Raw genomic sequence first — 17032 nt, forward strand, 5'->3', positions numbered from 1 at the left:
ATGCCATTTCCAATTAACCCGAAATACATAAAAGAATCTGAAATTGAATTAAATGTCAAACTCCCAACTGAATTTAAAGCTCGAATGATCAACAATAATGGAGGTGAATTAATAACAGACGAATTTGAATTTGAACTTTATCCATTTTTTGATAAATCTGACCGAAAAAGAATAAGTCAGACTTGTAACCATATTGGACTTGAAACAAAAAATGCTCGTGAATGGAATGGGGTTCCTGACAATGGAATCGCAATTGGAGCAGACGGATTTGGTAATCAATTAATATTGACTCACAACGGGAATGGAAATTTAACTGACGAACTGCAATTTTGGAATCACGAGACAGGATAGGTGGAGAAAATAGCTGAGTCAATTAATAAACTTTACATTGAAAAAAGCTCATTCTTGAACAGAATAAAATCGAAGTTTAATAAGTAAAAACTATGCACAACATGATATATGTGATCATAGCAGTTAAGTGATCAATCGAAAGGTCATTATCTATTTGCAAAGTCGCCAAATCTTTTGATTTGGTATTAAAGAAGAAAAATTAAAACAAAATAAAAAGTTTTGGCTTGTGGCTAATCCGAAAGTAATCGCTTATTTTCTGCCCAACTTGCCATATATTAAACGTTGTGGTGCAATATAAAAATCGTATTTTAAATTGAGAATTAGGACAATCATACTTATTATAATTACTTCCTTATTTATTTATGGCTGTAGTAAAAAAATCGAATACCTTAATGAAACTGAGTCTTGTGAATTAAAACTATACGATGATTCTATGTACAAGTTCTCATACCCAACTTTTTTCGAAACAAAATCGGAAAAAGGTTTTTATGAAATTGGAAATGATAAAATAACTCTATCTCGAAAATCATATAATAAAATTGACAGCGTAGATATTGGATATACTTATTCTTGGAATGGAACAGACAAACCCGATTCGTTACTCTTGAGATTTAAGGAAGTTATTAAAGCAAAAATTAAATTTAATAGTTCTATTCAAGAATTTGAATCAAATGAACTTGGTGAAATTAATATTGCATACAAAAAGCTAGAAAATTTAGGAATTATAGAATCTAACGAGGTAATTAAAAACTATACTATTTATTTTGACAATAAAATTTATAGTCCAGATATGAGCAACTATTTGGATTCAAGGAGACCGCAAAAAATTGACTTTAAACTGAATCAATTCGTCGGAGAAGAATATGCGATTCTAAAAAGAGTTTATCGATTTGAGAATGACACTATATATATGAATGATATTTCCAGAAAAACGATTGGAAGAAATAATAAATTGACAAAACTGGAATAAAATAACTGCTAACATGATATATGTGATCATAGTTGCTATGTGATGAATCGAATGCTTATTGTATTTTTGCAAGGCGCAATACTTACAGCGAAAAAAAGTTAGCAATCGATGCGCTCAAAAGATAAATAGTTGGATAACAATTTAATCAGCTACAACATATATATTAAACACTAGCAAATATTTAAACAAAACATTGTGTAGAAATGAAAATAAAATATTTAAGCATATTATTGATTTCCCTACTTTTTAGTTGCAACGAAAAAAAAGAAATCAGTTCTGTTAACCCTAAAAATTGGTCAAAACGAGCGATAAACTTATCAACAAAAGATTCACTAGAATTTGGAAAATCATATCTATCAGTCTATTCTCAAATTTATAGCAATACGGAACATAAAACTCATAACTTAACTTCAATGATAAGTATGAGAAACATAAGTGAATCAGATTCAATTTATCTTTTAAGAGCAGAATATTATGACACCAATGGAAAATCTATTAGAAAATATTTTGACTCGCCAATATTTCTAGCACCTATGGAAACAACAGAGATCATAATAGACGAAATTGATGTTTCTGGCGGAACAGGTTCAAACTTTATTTTGGAATGGAAAATTCCTAAAAACTGTCCCGAACCACTTTTTGAGGGAATAATGACTTCGACGATGGGACAACAAGGTTTATCTTTCATAACACAAGCAAAACGAATAAAATAAATGATTGAAATTTTAACTACTATATTCTTTGTGTTTGCAGTAATCGATCCAGTTGGAAGCATACCTGTATATCTTGAAGCAACTAAAGAGTTTGATTTAACCCACAAAAAGAAGATTGCAATAAGAGCATCAATAATGGCATTCTTGATACTTTTATTTTTCATTGTAATTGGACAACTGATTTTAGAAGGAATGTCAGTATCACTTGATGCTTTCCAAATTTCTGGTGGAGTGATACTATTTTTGTTCGCACTTACTATGATATTTGGAGACGGTAAACCTGAATTGGAAAAAAACCAAATTACCGACTATAAACACGTTACAATTTTTCCAATTGCAATTCCTTCAATAGCATCACCTGGAGCAATTATGGCAGTTGTACTTATGACAAATAATCACATATATACAATTCAGCAACAAACTATAACAACTATTATTGTATTATTTGTTATTGGTCTTACTTGCTTTATTCTTCTAATGGCGAATCATTTACAGAAGGTTATTGGCGATTATGGAATTACTGTTTTAAGTAAAATAATGGGACTAATTTTGGCTTCTTACGCCGTTCAAAGTATATTAAGTGGAATTAGTAGTTACTTTGGAAACGTATAAACGTATATAAAACATAGCTAATAATAGCTAAATCGAAAGGTCTGCTTGTATTTTCTAATACCTCGCTATTTTCAAATTTGACTTTATGAAAAACTTAAGCTCTTTGTTAACCCGAAAAGTTAACGCCATTTTACAAGCTACATTTTATAAGCAAAACCATTACCAGTAATATAACAATATCTAAAACATATTAATTTAGAATGAAGATTTTGATATTTGGAGCTTCGGGTTCAGGAACAACAACTCTTGGAAATGAAATTGAAAAAAGAACGAATTTTGTACATTTAGACGTTGATGATTACTATTGGAAAAAAACACAACCTCCTTTCCAAGAAAAAATACCATTAACTAAACGAAACAAAAACCTAAAAGTTGATTTTAAGAAATTTGAAAATGTAATTATTTGTGGTTCAATGGTGAGTTGGGGAAAAGAATGGGAAACCTCTTTTGATTTGGCAATATTCCTGTATTTAAACAATAGCAAAAGGATAGAACGACTTGAAAAACGAGAAACCGAACGTTACGGAGAAAAATTGTTAACGGACAAAAAAATTAAACAGAATTCGAAAGCATTCCTAGAATGGGCTAAGCAATACGAAAATCCAAATTTTAATGGAAGGTCCTTAAAAATCCACAATGATTGGATTGAATTACTAACGTGTGAAGTTCTGAGAATAAATGGAGAAATGGAATTGAATAATAAAGTTGAAAAAGTAATAACTAAAATAAAAAGTAATATTAACATCAAGCATATGTCATAATAGGTTTTGACGATTGATCAAGAGGTTTTTATATATTTGGAATGGCGTATAGATTTTATTATGAAAAATATATAATCTACATAGAAACGGTGGGGGGTACTAAACAATCTACCATATATAAAACGTTATAAGCATTAAAGTGAAAAATTTGATAGAAACAGAAAGATTGTTGTTAAGGAAAATTACTCTGGATGACAAAGAAGAGTTATTCGAGTTACATTCTGAACCAGATGTACAAATTTATACGGGGGAACCCGTGGTAGAATCAATTGAAGAAATAGAAAAGGCAATACAGACAAGAATTGATGACTATAAGAAGTATGGATTTGGACGATGGGCTACTTTCTTAAAGAATGGAATGCAATTTGTAGGCTGGGCCGGTTTGGCGTATCTACCTGAATTTGATGAAATTGATCTTGGGTATAGATTCTTGCCCAAATATTGGGGATTAGGTATTGCAACAGAGGTATCTAGTGCTATTTTAAATTATGGGTTTGATTCACTCAAAATAAAAAAGATAATTGCAATTGCAATGAAAGAAAATAAAGCATCAATCCGAGTAATGGAAAAAATCGGGATGGAATTTGATAAATTTGCTCCCTATGAACTTGGAAGTGAAGATGCTGTCTGGTATTGGTGTGATAAAAATCTTCTAACAAAAAAATAAAGCGGATTAAAACATACTTTATTCAAAACATTAGCAATGATTTATAAATAAAAGCTCCTACTAAATAATTAAGCACAAAAAAAGATCCATCTATTTCTAACAATACATTTCAAATAAAAATCATACTACAATTATTAGGTAAACCATGAAACAACTATATAAAATTGAAAAGACAAATTTTCAGTTATTAATTCTATTTTTTATACTTTTTCAACATACTTATGGACAAAAAAATTGTTTCACAGACGAAACACTTAAATTTCATGAAGACTCAAAAACACAAGAGAAATCAGTTAAATGGCTAACTGCAGGAGCAGAGGTTAATCACGCTTACTCTATTCATAGCTTGGGTTTATTGTATGTTCAAGGTAATGACACAATACCTGTTGATTATAAAAAAGCTTATGTTTATTTTGAGAAATCAGCCTGTCTTGGTATTCATAATTCTATGCGAAGTTTAGGGATTATGTGGGAAATTGGTGAAGGCAAAAAGGTTGATTTAGCTAAAGCTTATGGCTGGTATCGATTAGCTGCTGATTTTGTGCCAACTGACTGGGATGAATGGCATATGCCTAGATCAAAAGTTTTAATGTTTAAACGCATGGCTCCTAAATTAGCAAAAAAAATGACCGGTCATCAGATTAAAGCTGGTGATGAGTATTATGAGAAAATAAAAACTAAAGTCAATTGTGATTTTAATTCATGGTTAAGAAAATAGCTTTAATATGTAGTTATTATTCATTGTACTTATACATTATATCTAATACACAAACCTTTCGAAATCGTATAAAATATAATCTCAATAAATTAAAAGATGTAACAATATTTTAGTCAAATCGTCTAAAGATTATGAACAGATTTTTAAAAACATACACCGCAATTATTTTATTGTTAGCCTCTTTTACTAGCTTTTCCCAAAATAGTACATTCTCAATTTCAGGTCAGATTTTAGACCTAGAAACCTCCGAGCCAATACCATTCGCTTCGGTATACATTAAATCAGAATCCATAGGAACAATAACAAACGATAATGGATTTTTTATTTTCCACTTACCACCAGGAAAAGAAGAAAGTATCGTGATAATTTCAATAATAGGTTATTCATCGGTATCAAAAAAAGTAAAGAATTTTAGTGAAAATCAAAAAATATCACTTTCGGCTAAAACCACCGATCTTGAAGAAGTTGTCATAACTGCAACTAAGAAAAAAAAACTTACAGCTAAAGAAATAGTAAGAAAGGCATATAAAGAAATTGAAAATAACTATCCTAACCAACCTTATATTTTAGAAGGTTATGTAAGAGATCTTCAAAAAGAAGACGATAGGTATGTTGAGTACCTAGAATGTGCTACAAAACTTTTATATCAAGGCTACAAAACAAAAAGAGAGCCTATGGTAGAATTATTAGAAGTAAAAACAAATTATTTAGGTGATAAACACCCTTGGAATAAAAATTCGGAGCGAAAAAACTCGATTATAGATTTAGTTGAAGACGACTTAATTCGATTTGATTACGGCCCAATAAAAGGAAAAAACGGATGGAAATATAAACTAGAAAGTGTATTACCATACGGTAATGGACTGGTTTATAAAATAAATGGTATCGACAAACCATTTCAAAATTCTACCCTATTTATAGACACAGAAACTTTTGCTTTTGTAAAAATAGAACTAACAAGAGAGGCTATAAAAAATAAGTCTTGGGCAAGAAGATTTACAAATGGCGCTCTTCAGGTATATTACAATTTAGTTTTGGAATATCAAGAATATGATGGTAAAATGTATCTGAAATATCAGAAAGAAGAAGATAATTGGAGAATTTTTAGAGGTTTAGAATCAAACAAAATACTTTTCACAAAGTATCCTAAAAAAGAGTTATTTATTAATAAAATAATAACTGAAGATTTAGAAAATTATCCATTTAATAAAAATATGGATATTGGTTCGAGTATTGAAAATCAAGCAAAAGAATTTAATGTTGATTTCTGGAATTCATACAATATCCCAGCAGAAACATCAAAAGAAAGTAAAATCATAATCGAACTTAGAAATAGGAAAAATTAACGTAAACTAATAGTAAAACACCCACTTAGACGAAAATAACAAATGGAAATTAGGTATAAGAAAAGATAGGGTTTTTGGATTTGATCTTAACGTCTTTACCTTTTCTAAAATTCACTAAATACAAAATTTGACGTTCATTAGATAAAAGCAAAATATTTATATTTGGCTTAGTTCCAATCTGAAATGTATAGCTCATCACCTTCCCTACACTTCTAATACTGAATATTACTACTAATTAAACACAATTCAAAACTTATAAACTACAGTTCAATAAACAAAAGTCTTCAATAATCGATAATTATACGAGTTTTATATTCTATTGCATAACGGAGGAATATGGTTGGAGAGACTATTAGCAAGAAGCAACTAAAAACATTAAAAGATTTGTTAAATAAAAATAATGAATCTTTAGTAAATAAAAGTACGCATTACGACAAAGATTTAGCAGAAATCCAGATTTATTGTATTTTAAGTGCTCTAAAACTAAATCCAGTTAATAATGACAAAAAGTGAACTTATTGCTAACCGATTAAGAGAAGTTTTATTGAATGGTACTTGGATTGCAAACACCAACTATAAACAACAAATAGAAAGTATGACTTGGCAACAGGCTAATCAAAAAATCGAAACCTTAAATACCATTGCAATACTTACATATCATATCAATTACTACCTTGGTGGGATTCTAAATGTTTTTATCGGAGGGAAACTTGAAATTAAAGATAAGTTTAGTTTTGATATGCCGCCTGTTACATCTGAAACTGATTGGAAAAACCTTATCAGCGAATTCTTAACCAATGCTGAAGAATTTATTCTTCAAATAGAAAAAATGGATGATCAAAAATTAGATGAAATATTTATAGACCAAAAGTATGGGACCTACTTACGAAATATTGAAGGTTTCATTGAACACAGTTATTACCATCTTGGCCAGATTTCACTTATAAAAAAACTGATAACAGAAAATAACGAGTAGCATACTTTGATGTTACTTAAAACTGGTAATACGAATTATGCATACACTCTTATAAACTTGATAAAATAAACTAAGACATCCAAAAATAAATAATACAACTTATATAGTAATACATTTTGACCTAGTGTTTGCTTTGTAATTATTTTTTCGAAAAACAGTACGAAAAATGGATTTTAGTTTTCGTGAAAATCTTTAAACAACCGGTAATTTGAACGTTGTATTTGATAAATTTGCGATACACAAAAGCCTCAAGAAAAATACTTATGAAAAGAACTATTATTTCTTTAACAAAATCTCGTACTCTATTCTATTACGCTGCATTTTTTTTAAGTTTTCAGATGTTAAGTGCTCAAGAATTTTGTATCGAAACCGGAGCCGACCAAAAAGCAGGAACACAAGATGGTTTTCGATATGAATTATGGAATGAAAATTCGCAGGGGACTGCTTGTATGACCTTGGGAAATGGGGCATTATTTAGTGGGAATTGGAGTGGTATCCAAAACTATTTATCTCGTAGAGGTTTAGGATATGATCAGACTAAAGAACATCAAGAATACGGTAAATTTTCTTCGACCTACAATTGTAATTATCATCCATCTAGTTCTTCTGGAAACTCTTATTTATCTGTATATGGGTGGACTGTTGAACCTTTGGTAGAATATTACATTATAGAAGACTGGCGTAATTGGATACCCTCTATGGCCGCTGGAGCATCCCTTATAGATACTTTTACTGTAGATGGGAGTACCTATGAAATATATGAAAACACAAGAGTAAATAAACCATCTATAGTCGGAAATAGAACATTTCAGCAGTATTTTAGTATCAGACAAGATGAACGCTCTAGTGGTTCTATTGATATTTCTGCTCACTTTGACAAATGGGAATCTCTAGGAATGGATCTTGGAAAGCTACATGAAGTATCTATAGTAGTAGAGGGATATCAAAGTAGTGGTAATTTTGAATTTACTGAGTTAGATGTTATCGTAGACAACACAACTTTAAGTATTGATGAATTAGATACTCAGGATTACTTTACTGTTTACCCGAATCCATCTAATACAGACAATGCTATCATTCAACTAAAAAAATCTGGATTAAATTCTGAAATTCAGGTATACGATTCTTTTGGAAAAATGGTTTATCAACAGAAAAATGCCCATAATGAATCCATACATATTTCAAACCTAAAAAGCGGTATTTATTTTATAAATGTCCGTGTTGATTCGAAAAGCTTTACATCAAAGTTAATCGCTTATTAATTAATATTATTTGCCAACTAATTTTTATAGCTTGTAGCACCTTCATAGTAAACCAATATGAAGGTGCTATTGTTTTAGAGTTTGTACCAATTAAATTTTGAATCTATTATAAAAAAAATAGGCGTACCAAAGTTTACGACACTTTATAAAACAATATGATAATAATTACTTATGTATTAAAACATTATCAATAATATAAATCACTCTATTTAAAGTCATTGCAACAATTTTTATAATTTGTCAATAATGACCGTTTTAATATCGAACTAGATTTTACCATTCTTTTTTTTACCTTTTATCATAATACCACCTAACGTTATTAATTCTACTTTTTCTTGCGACCTTTTTTAAAGTATTAACAACAGCAATTGTATCAATAACGTGATCCGTAAGAATAGAAGTGAAAAATTCGTTCCTATGCTATTTCTAATGAAGAAGTTAGTATTTTCTGCAAAAGTATTGTTTGTACGAATATGTACTCTAAAAAGCTTATCTCTTTTAAGAATTGTTACTAACATAGAAAAATCATATACTGATGTAATTATAGATGTAATAACAATATGTTTTTTTATTATTAAACGTTCGGTTCATATTGATATACATCAGTTTAATTTATTTAGAGAAGTTTAAACTATATTTTTTTAAATTTGAAGAAGCCAATGACTAAATGAAAGACGATTTAAAACTTATAAAGAAATTACAGACTCAAGAAACTGATAAATAGTATTAATAATAGTCCCTAAGCACTATAATTTGTGAGAAAAGGAAATTAGAAATCACCTAATTCTGTTCCTACAGCATATGCCAGACATAAAAATAAAACCTATCAAATTTAGGCAGATGTAAATAAAGAAATGATTGGTATCGGGTTAATCTATAACGTTTTTCTTTAAATAAAGCGTTAACAAAGTTTTTATTAACATACACTTATATATATGATATTCGAAACTCATCAATTGAACTCTCCAATTAGCGAATACATTGAATCTATATTTCATTTTAAAAATTTTATACCAGATCATTCTATAGAGCGTGTAATACCAACAGGGCACGTGTTTATTATATTCGAATTAGATGACATACCAAGAAATACATTTGATAATACTACTCTAAAACCTAAAAAAACATTTACAAAAGCCTGGATATCTGGAATACACAAAAATTACATATCCATTTCTGCCCATCCAGAATCCGAGATGTTTGTAATTCAATTTAAGCCTTTTGGAACATATCCTTTCTTTCATTTTCCCGCTGCAGACGTGAGTAATAAAGTTTTATCTCATGAAGAAGTTTTTGGAGAAGAACTCACACTACTAAGAGAAAACCTTTTAAAAAAAGAGACTTCTCTAGATAAATTCAGTGTAGCAGAAAAATGGTTAACTAATAGATTTAATGAATCCAAAGCACCATCTAACGAATTGCTTTCTGTAGTAAAAAAGCTGGAAACAGAACCCATAACTAATTTTAATGAAGCCACCAAGAACTATCCATATACCCAAAAACACCTTATAGATCAATTCAAAAAATACATAGGTGTGACTCCCAAATATTATCAAAGAATCTTACGATTCAATGAAATACTCAAACAAATTAAACAAAAAGAAAGTATATCATGGTCCCAAATCGCTTATCAATGCGGATATGCCGATCAATCTCATTTCATCAAAGAGTTTAATCATTTTTCGGGTTTTAATCCTCAGGAATTTATCAAGCAAGAATTCAACAAAGATGAACCTAACTTTTTCCCTTTGGATAGAGAAGGTTAATTTTTTACTATCATAGTATTTTTTGTTTTTCTTACTTCGCACTAAATTCATATTGAAATGAAAACATCTTTTCTTACCATGCTTATTATTTTTCCTTTCCTATTCCTTTATTCACAAGATCAAAAGTTGCAAACAGAAGAAAGAGTTACTTCTACCATTGATTCTACCAATAAAAAGGAACTTGTACTCATACAAGAATTTATAATTAATGTGTCATTAGATTCTGTTTGGAATGCATATACAACAAAAAAAGGCTGGGAAAATTGGGCAGTAGCAATAGCGGAAGTTGATTTCAAAATCAATGGAAAAATAAAAACCAATTATAATAAGCACGGAAAGATTGGGGATAGCACGACAATACATCTTAATGTGATAAATTATGTGCCAAAAAAAATGATCACCCTACAAGCAGAACTTACTCCTAATTTCCCAAATTTCATGAAAAAAGATGAAAAAGATCTTTATAATATTATATCTTTTGAGACTATCACAACTAAAAAAACCAAGGTAACTTCTTATGGAGTTGGATATAAGAACAATCCAAAATACGTATCATTAATGAAATTTTTTATTAGCGGTAATGAAAAATCATATTTGAACCTTATCACATATTTAGAAACTGGGAAACGATCAATTAACTATTAAAGTATGGACATAGCACTACAAACCATGATTAGTAATATGCCTAAAAAAACAGGTAAATCATTAGACGAATGGAAAAAAATTCTAAAAGAAAAATCTTTTTCAAAACATGGAGAAGCCATGAAATTTTTAAAGGATGAACATGGAGTTACACACGGTTTTGCTAATACAATTATTGCACTATCTAAAAAATCAAACGAAACTTTGGATGACTTAGTTACGAATCAGTATAAAGGAAAAGAAAGTTTATTACCAATCTATCAAAAACTATTAACTGTAGTTAATTCTTTTGGTGCTGATGTCATAAATACTCCTAAAAAAACTAGTGTAAGTATTATAAGAAAAAAACAGTTTGCACTTATTAAACCAGCAACTAAAACAAGAATCGATCTTGGGTTAAAATTAAAAGACGCATCCACAACTGATCGATTATTAGATTCCGGTCCTTTTGGAACCATGTGTACACATAGAGTTCAATTAACATCTATTGATCAAATAGATTCAGAACTTACAGAATGGCTAAAAGAAGCTTATAAAAAGTCCGAATAATAATTAAGCATCTAATATAATTTAGTATAAACAACTGTCTTCCATTATATTACTTCACAATATACAATCATAAACAAAACTTTATATTTTATTTATGAGGTAATTCATATTTTCGGTACCGTTTTATGAAGATATTGTTGCCAAATTAGAATACTCATAAAATAAAATTTAAATGAACATTACATTAGATCAAGCAGAAAAAATAATTATCGCTGCAAAAGAAAAATCAATTGCATTAAATACTAAAATGAATATTTCTGTTGTTGATGCTGGAGCGAACTTAGTTGCTTTCGCACGCATGGATGGCGCTTGGTTGGGATCCTTAGATATTTCATTAAAGAAAGCAAAGACTGCTCGTTTCTTTGATATGAATACAGGTGTTATCGGAGAATTGTCTCAACCTGGAGGTTCTTTATACAATATCGAACATTCTAACGGAGGATTAATAACGTTTCCTGGAGGAGTTCCTATCAAGAACGAAAACGATGAGATTATTGGTGCAATTGGAGTAAGTGGTAGTAGCGTAGAAAATGATCATGCTGTAGCAGAAGCTGGTGCAAACGCGTTATAATAATTTAAAAAAGTAGCGTGTGGGTTATCAAAAATTGAATATCGATAATCTACACGTTTTATTATAATCTTAATATCGCTACTAACTATCTTCAATACTAGTATATGAAAAAAATCGTTAGTTATATGCCGCCAGTTTCCAGAAAAATTCAATCCAAAGTCAATGGAACCTTGAAAATAACCTGGATGAATGGTAAAAAAGTTTTGGATAGTGAAACTGCTAATTACTCTTACGGTTCATTACAACGAATTCTAGATTATGGGCTATCTAAGATATATTTTGATAGTAAAGCAAATATCCTTTTGTTAGGAATGGGAGGAGGAAGTGTTATAGAGACGTTAAAAAATAAGTATAATCATAGCGGACATATAACAGCCGTAGAAATAGATCCAGTTATTATCAAATTAGCTGGAGAAGAATTTGACATTATTCAAAATAATAGTTTATCTATCATATCTGAGGATGCTTATCATTTTATAAATGATTATAAAAACTCCTTTAGTCTTATCATTATTGATATTTTTATTGATTTAAAAGTACCAGATAAATTCTATACAATTGAATTCTGGGATTCCCTAACAAAACAGTTAAAACCAAAGGGAAATATAATTTTTAACGCTGGAATTCAGTTAAAAGATGACACCGATACAAAATCAATAATACATAGATATTCTAAAGAAATTGAATTTCAATTCCACGACAATGTTTACGGAACGAATACGCTTCTTATAGGTAGGAAAAAATAGTATCTTCGTTTGGATATTTATTTCTTCCATCATGAACGCAAAAAGTCTTACTGATACTGCACAAACTATAGCATCGCATATCCATAGAACTCCCGTATTAACATCGAGACTTCTCAATCAAATATCTGGCGCAGATCTTTACTTTAAGTGCGAAAACTTTCAGAGAATGGGAGCTTTTAAGATGCGAGGTGCTACTCATGCTATTCTTCAATTATCAGATGAACAAAAATCAAAAGGTGTTGTTACTCATTCTTCCGGTAATTTTGCACAAGCACTATCTCTATCGGCTCAAATTTTAGGTGTTAAAGCCTATATTGTAATGCCATCTAATGCTCCACAAGTAAAAAAGGATGCAGTTAAAGATTATGGAGGAGAAATCATAGAATGTCCTCCTACTCATAAAGATCGAGAGGAAACTGCCAATAGAATTCAAAAAGAAAAAGGAGCTACATTTTTACATCCATATAATGATCATAATGTTATATTAGGACAAGGTACTGCAGCATTAGAATTACTAGAAGATCATCCAGATTTAGCCTATATTTTTACTCCTGTTGGCGGTGGTGGACTGATCGCAGGAACTTCATTAGCAGCCCATTTTTTTGGAAAGAACTGTACCGTAATTGGAGGTGAACCTTTTGAAGTTGATGATGCCTATCGAGCATTACAAAGCGGCGCTTTAGAAGTTAACCAAACAACTAACACTTCTGCAGATGGGCTTAAGATGCCTTTAGGCGATCTTACTTTTCCAATTATACAACAATATGTTTCAGAAATTATTCGTGTAGATGAAGAAGAAATTATAAATGCTATGCGTTTAATTTGGGAACGTATGAAAATTATAATAGAACCTTCTTGCGCAGTTCCTTTAGCTGCTTTGCTTAGAGAAAAAGAGCGTTTTCAAAACAAAAAAGTAGGAATTATTCTATCAGGTGGAAATGTAGATTTAAGTAACTTACCTTTTTAAAAACGCTTTAGCACATTTTTAACAACCTTCCAAAGCACCTTTAAAACAGATACTTACAATCCAAAACTACTAACTAATTAGTTTAACTACTAACCAATTAGTTGTAAAACTAATTAATTAGTAGTACGTTTGCTATATCAAATTTCAAGATCATGCAAAAGTTAGCTAAAAGAGAAGAACAGATCATGCAGAGTTTATGGAAACTGGAGAAAGCTTTTATAAAAGAAATTATTGAAGAACTACCAGATCCTAAACCCCACTATAATACCACTGCCACTATTGTGAAAATTTTAGAAGAAAAAGGATTTATTAGTCATAAAGCATTTGGTAATAGTTTTCAGTACTATCCTTTGATTTCTAAAAATGAATATCAAAAAGATGTTTTAGGAGAAGTAGTCAATAATTATTTTGATAACTCACCGCTAGCTTTGGTTAAATTCTTTGCCAAAGAAGAAAAAATAAACACCGAAGAATTAGAAGAAATTATTAAACTCATTAAAAACAATAAGTAATGGCTTATATCATCTACAGTGCAGCACTTATAGGTTTATCGTATCTTATCTATCGATTATTCCTTTCTAAAGAAACATTTCACCAACTAAATAGATGGGTTTTACTTGGTTTAATAGTTGTGTCGTTCTCATTACCTTTTGTATCAGTTCCAGAAAACATTTCCTTCAGAACTACTATTTTTCAGAAAGCTGAAATTGAAAATCAAACTACTCAAGTAGCGGAAACTCCAGTTACAAAAAATGAAATTCAATATAATCCATCAGAAAATGGGTCTCCTGCAACTTCTGAAAACATTGCAAATACCATTGCTCCTACTATTATTTCCTTAGATTGGAAATCTATTATTATATATATCTATATTTTAGGGGTTATGGCTTTTGGTGTTAATTTTCTAATTCAATTAGCTGTATTATTATATAGAATGATACAATACCCTAGTATAAAAGTGGATACGTACAAAATAGTGGAAACAGACACCAATCATGCCCCCTACTCTTTCTGGAACAGAATATTTATCAACCCAAATCAATATAATCCCGATACTTATTTACAAATCTTGAAACACGAACAAATGCATATTGCTGGCAAACATAGCTTAGATATGTTGTTAGTGGAATTATTAGTGACCGTACAATGGTTTAACCCTTTTGCATGGTTCTATCGAAAAGCTATTGATAATAACCTAGAATATCTCACAGATAGCGGTATGCTTATCAAAGGTGAGGATAAAGAAGTTTATCAAATGAATTTACTAAAAGTATCAACCCCAGATATGCCAACAGGCTTGGCAACAAGTTACAATCAATCATTTCTCAAAAAACGAATAATTATGATGAATTCTAAAAAATCGACTGCAAAATCAGGATGGAAATACCTAATCATTATTCCATTACTGGCTGTAACCGTATTATCATTTAATCCGGTTAGTATTAATCCATCAATCGCTGAAATTGATGAAGTTTTTTCAAATGAATTAGAAACTCCAACGGATGAACATTTTAAAGAGTCAAAATTTAAAAATGATTTTACTAAAGGTGTTTGGGATGCAGAAGTTGGCGGAGGAAAACTATGTATTATGTACAGAAATGCAGAACCTCTTAAACGTAGCTTTTGGTCAACAACACGGTGTTATGATCCATCTTTCTTTGCCGGTTTTCCTTCTGGTGATAAACAAAAAATAGAAATAATAAGAGATGCCGGTACTATGGTATATGTGGGTGAATTCGAAAATGGAATCGGAGACGGAAGATATACTTTCACTCCAAATACCAGTTTCAGCAGTGCGTTATCTAAACAAGGGTTCACTGTAGATAATGAAGAACTAGTTCATTGTTTTCTTACAGATTTTGATACTACATATTTAGCGTATCTAAAGGAAGAAAATCTTTCCTTAAGTCAGGACGATTTCGAAGATATTATCCACAAAGGACTTCCTCTAGAAAAATTGAAATTGTATAGAAAAGAGCTTTCAGCACTTGGGTACGCTAACTATACGATGAAGGAAGTAAGTAAATTAAATTTATTTGATGTAGATGTAGCTTACATAAAATTTATCAATAAGGTGAATGGTGAAAAGGCAACATTAAAGGAAATCACTAAAGCGAAAATTCATAACCTCTCTCCAGAATTCATTAAATCATATAACGACAATGGATATAAAAAGATGTCATTAAATGATTATATGAAATTGAAAATCCATAATGTATCTCCTGACTTTATTACAGACTTCAAGAAAGAAGGATATACTAATATCTCTGCAAAAGAAGCACAGAATCTTAAAATTCATAATGTGACACCTCAATATGTCCAATCTTATAAAGATGCTGGGTATAAAAACATTACATTAAAAGAAGCTGAAAACTTAAAAATCCATAATATCACGCCTACGTTTATTAGTAGTTTTAAAAAGATCGGATATCCCAATATTTCTTTAAAAGAAGCGAAAGATCTAAAAATCCATAATGTCACAGCTAATCTCATACAGTCATATAAAAAATCTGGGCAGAACAATATTTCCTTAAAAGAAGCAATTAAATTAAAAATACATAATATTTCTCCTGAGCAAGTAAAAATTGCTAAGAGCAATGGCCAATCCAGTTCTACCAGTAGTTCTGGTAAAGCATATCAAGATGTGAAACAAACACCAGATGATTTTATAAAACAATTCAAAGCACTTGGTTATGAAAATTCATCCGTAGATGACATTATTTCTCTTAAAATACATAACGTAACACCTGATTTTATCAAAAGGTATAACGATGCAGGATATAAAAACATCCCTTTAGATAAAGTTGTAGGATTGAAAATTCACAATGTAACTCCAGAGTTTATTAATACTTTTAAGAAAGCTGGTTATAAAAACATCTCTCTAGAAGAAGCAATGTCATTAAAAATCCATAATGTATCGCCAGATGCTGCTGCAGAGTATATTAAAATTGGATATAACAATCTGGATATAGATGACCTGATGTCTCTAAAGATTCATAATGTATCTCCAGAGTATATTAAAGAATTTAAAAAAACCAAGTTTGGTAATATTGCATTAGACGATATTATGTCTTTTAAAATACACAATGTGACTCCAGAATTTGTAAAGACATTTGAAGATTTAGGATATACTAATATCACAGCAGATCAAGCACAGAGTTTAAAGATTCACGGTGTGACCCCAGAATTCGTAAAATCATTGAAAGATCAGGATAAAGACGTTTCATTGGATCAGGCCATTCGAATAAAAATTCATTTTTAAATTTTTATGACAATCTAGCCAACACCTAATACCATTCATCAATCATTAAAAAGACTGCTAATCAACTATGATTAGCGGTCTTTTCTAATATTCCAATATTTACAAAGTTTTTATATTCCTCATTTTATATAAGCTATTCTTACTATTTATTAT

At 30.1% G+C, this 17032-nt stretch carries 19 protein-coding genes; all 19 read left to right on the top strand.

Annotated features, from left to right (window positions below):
- The 19 genes from Q0921_RS09570 (at position 1) to Q0921_RS09660 (ending at position 16879) form a co-directional block, all read left to right on the top strand.
- Positions 1-351, top strand: a complete 351-nt coding sequence (locus Q0921_RS09570) for an SMI1/KNR4 family protein (RefSeq protein ID WP_299256189.1) — start codon at positions 1-3, stop codon at positions 349-351.
- 433 nt (positions 352-784) lie between these two features.
- The gene (locus tag Q0921_RS09575; protein WP_299256191.1) at positions 785-1321 is read left to right on the top strand and encodes a hypothetical protein; all 537 of its coding nucleotides are present in this window, start codon (positions 785-787) and stop codon (positions 1319-1321) included.
- 203 nt (positions 1322-1524) lie between these two features.
- Positions 1525-2034, top strand: a complete 510-nt coding sequence (locus tag Q0921_RS09580; RefSeq protein ID WP_299256193.1) for a DUF3124 domain-containing protein — start codon at positions 1525-1527, stop codon at positions 2032-2034.
- On the top strand, positions 2035-2646 hold the full coding sequence (locus Q0921_RS09585; RefSeq protein ID WP_299256195.1) for a MarC family protein: 612 nt from the start codon (positions 2035-2037) through the stop codon (positions 2644-2646).
- A gap of 200 nt (positions 2647-2846) precedes the next feature.
- Entirely contained in the window at positions 2847-3407 is a 561-nt protein-coding gene (locus tag Q0921_RS09590) for an AAA family ATPase (protein WP_299256197.1), read from the top strand.
- 139 nt (positions 3408-3546) lie between these two features.
- Entirely contained in the window at positions 3547-4074 is a 528-nt protein-coding gene (locus Q0921_RS09595) for a GNAT family N-acetyltransferase (protein ID WP_299256199.1), read from the top strand.
- Positions 4075-4219: 145 nt separating this feature from the next.
- Positions 4220-4792, top strand: a complete 573-nt coding sequence (locus Q0921_RS09600; RefSeq protein ID WP_299256201.1) for a tetratricopeptide repeat protein — start codon at positions 4220-4222, stop codon at positions 4790-4792.
- A gap of 131 nt (positions 4793-4923) precedes the next feature.
- The gene (locus Q0921_RS09605) at positions 4924-6138 is read left to right on the top strand and encodes a carboxypeptidase-like regulatory domain-containing protein (protein WP_299256203.1); all 1215 of its coding nucleotides are present in this window, start codon (positions 4924-4926) and stop codon (positions 6136-6138) included.
- A 336-nt stretch (positions 6139-6474) separates the two neighbouring features.
- Complete coding sequence (locus tag Q0921_RS09610) at positions 6475-6651, top strand: hypothetical protein (protein WP_299256205.1); 177 nt, start codon at positions 6475-6477, stop codon at positions 6649-6651.
- Positions 6638-7114: a DinB family protein gene (locus Q0921_RS09615; RefSeq protein ID WP_299256207.1), complete on the top strand. Its 477-nt coding sequence runs from the start codon at positions 6638-6640 to the stop codon at positions 7112-7114. The genes Q0921_RS09610 and Q0921_RS09615 overlap by 14 nt, the downstream gene beginning before the upstream one ends.
- 263 nt (positions 7115-7377) lie before the next feature.
- The gene (locus Q0921_RS09620; RefSeq protein WP_299256210.1) at positions 7378-8376 is read left to right on the top strand and encodes a glycoside hydrolase family 11 protein; all 999 of its coding nucleotides are present in this window, start codon (positions 7378-7380) and stop codon (positions 8374-8376) included.
- A 935-nt stretch (positions 8377-9311) separates the two neighbouring features.
- Positions 9312-10142, top strand: coding sequence for an AraC family transcriptional regulator (locus tag Q0921_RS09625; RefSeq protein ID WP_299256212.1), 831 nt, complete (start codon positions 9312-9314; stop codon positions 10140-10142).
- Positions 10143-10199: 57 nt separating this feature from the next.
- Positions 10200-10787: an SRPBCC domain-containing protein gene (locus tag Q0921_RS09630; protein ID WP_299256214.1), complete on the top strand. Its 588-nt coding sequence runs from the start codon at positions 10200-10202 to the stop codon at positions 10785-10787.
- A gap of 3 nt (positions 10788-10790) precedes the next feature.
- Positions 10791-11333, top strand: a complete 543-nt coding sequence (locus Q0921_RS09635; RefSeq protein WP_299256216.1) for a DUF4287 domain-containing protein — start codon at positions 10791-10793, stop codon at positions 11331-11333.
- A 172-nt stretch (positions 11334-11505) separates the two neighbouring features.
- Entirely contained in the window at positions 11506-11904 is a 399-nt protein-coding gene (locus Q0921_RS09640) for a heme-binding protein (RefSeq protein WP_299256217.1), read from the top strand.
- A 104-nt stretch (positions 11905-12008) separates the two neighbouring features.
- On the top strand, positions 12009-12650 hold the full coding sequence (locus Q0921_RS09645) for a fused MFS/spermidine synthase (protein ID WP_299256219.1): 642 nt from the start codon (positions 12009-12011) through the stop codon (positions 12648-12650).
- A 31-nt stretch (positions 12651-12681) separates the two neighbouring features.
- The gene (locus tag Q0921_RS09650) at positions 12682-13617 is read left to right on the top strand and encodes a threonine/serine dehydratase (RefSeq protein ID WP_299256222.1); all 936 of its coding nucleotides are present in this window, start codon (positions 12682-12684) and stop codon (positions 13615-13617) included.
- 152 nt (positions 13618-13769) lie between these two features.
- Positions 13770-14129 (top strand): BlaI/MecI/CopY family transcriptional regulator, encoded by a 360-nt coding sequence (locus tag Q0921_RS09655; RefSeq protein WP_118456867.1) that lies wholly within the window; start codon positions 13770-13772, stop codon positions 14127-14129.
- Positions 14129-16879: a M56 family metallopeptidase gene (locus Q0921_RS09660; RefSeq protein WP_299256224.1), complete on the top strand. Its 2751-nt coding sequence runs from the start codon at positions 14129-14131 to the stop codon at positions 16877-16879. Before Q0921_RS09655 ends, Q0921_RS09660 begins: the two co-directional genes overlap by 1 nt.
- Positions 16880-17032 lie beyond the last annotated feature (153 nt).

The sequence above is a fragment of the uncultured Aquimarina sp. genome (assembly GCF_947496855.1).
Taxonomy (GTDB): Bacteria; Bacteroidota; Bacteroidia; order Flavobacteriales; family Flavobacteriaceae; genus Aquimarina.

What these genes read in the sequence shown, in the direction of transcription:
- Q0921_RS09575 (WP_299256191.1), top strand. Translation starts at nt 785, where the DNA reads ATGTACAAGTTCTCATACCCAACTTTTTTCGAAACAAAATCGGAAAAA.
- Q0921_RS09585 (WP_299256195.1), top strand. Translation starts at nt 2,035, where the DNA reads ATGATTGAAATTTTAACTACTATATTCTTTGTGTTTGCAGTAATCGAT.
- Q0921_RS09620 (WP_299256210.1), top strand. Translation starts at nt 7,378, where the DNA reads ATGAAAAGAACTATTATTTCTTTAACAAAATCTCGTACTCTATTCTAT.
- Q0921_RS09635 (WP_299256216.1), top strand. Translation starts at nt 10,791, where the DNA reads ATGGACATAGCACTACAAACCATGATTAGTAATATGCCTAAAAAAACA.
- Q0921_RS09580 (WP_299256193.1), top strand. Translation starts at nt 1,525, where the DNA reads ATGAAAATAAAATATTTAAGCATATTATTGATTTCCCTACTTTTTAGT.
- Q0921_RS09650 (WP_299256222.1), top strand. Translation starts at nt 12,682, where the DNA reads ATGAACGCAAAAAGTCTTACTGATACTGCACAAACTATAGCATCGCAT.
- Q0921_RS09605 (WP_299256203.1), top strand. Translation starts at nt 4,924, where the DNA reads ATGAACAGATTTTTAAAAACATACACCGCAATTATTTTATTGTTAGCC.
- Q0921_RS09610 (WP_299256205.1), top strand. Translation starts at nt 6,475, where the DNA reads ATGGTTGGAGAGACTATTAGCAAGAAGCAACTAAAAACATTAAAAGAT.
- Q0921_RS09570 (WP_299256189.1), top strand. Translation starts at nt 1, where the DNA reads ATGCCATTTCCAATTAACCCGAAATACATAAAAGAATCTGAAATTGAA.
- Q0921_RS09630 (WP_299256214.1), top strand. Translation starts at nt 10,200, where the DNA reads ATGAAAACATCTTTTCTTACCATGCTTATTATTTTTCCTTTCCTATTC.
- Q0921_RS09660 (WP_299256224.1), top strand. Translation starts at nt 14,129, where the DNA reads ATGGCTTATATCATCTACAGTGCAGCACTTATAGGTTTATCGTATCTT.
- Q0921_RS09625 (WP_299256212.1), top strand. Translation starts at nt 9,312, where the DNA reads ATGATATTCGAAACTCATCAATTGAACTCTCCAATTAGCGAATACATT.
- Q0921_RS09640 (WP_299256217.1), top strand. Translation starts at nt 11,506, where the DNA reads ATGAACATTACATTAGATCAAGCAGAAAAAATAATTATCGCTGCAAAA.
- Q0921_RS09655 (WP_118456867.1), top strand. Translation starts at nt 13,770, where the DNA reads ATGCAAAAGTTAGCTAAAAGAGAAGAACAGATCATGCAGAGTTTATGG.
- Q0921_RS09590 (WP_299256197.1), top strand. Translation starts at nt 2,847, where the DNA reads ATGAAGATTTTGATATTTGGAGCTTCGGGTTCAGGAACAACAACTCTT.
- Q0921_RS09600 (WP_299256201.1), top strand. Translation starts at nt 4,220, where the DNA reads ATGAAACAACTATATAAAATTGAAAAGACAAATTTTCAGTTATTAATT.
- Q0921_RS09645 (WP_299256219.1), top strand. Translation starts at nt 12,009, where the DNA reads ATGAAAAAAATCGTTAGTTATATGCCGCCAGTTTCCAGAAAAATTCAA.
- Q0921_RS09615 (WP_299256207.1), top strand. Translation starts at nt 6,638, where the DNA reads ATGACAAAAAGTGAACTTATTGCTAACCGATTAAGAGAAGTTTTATTG.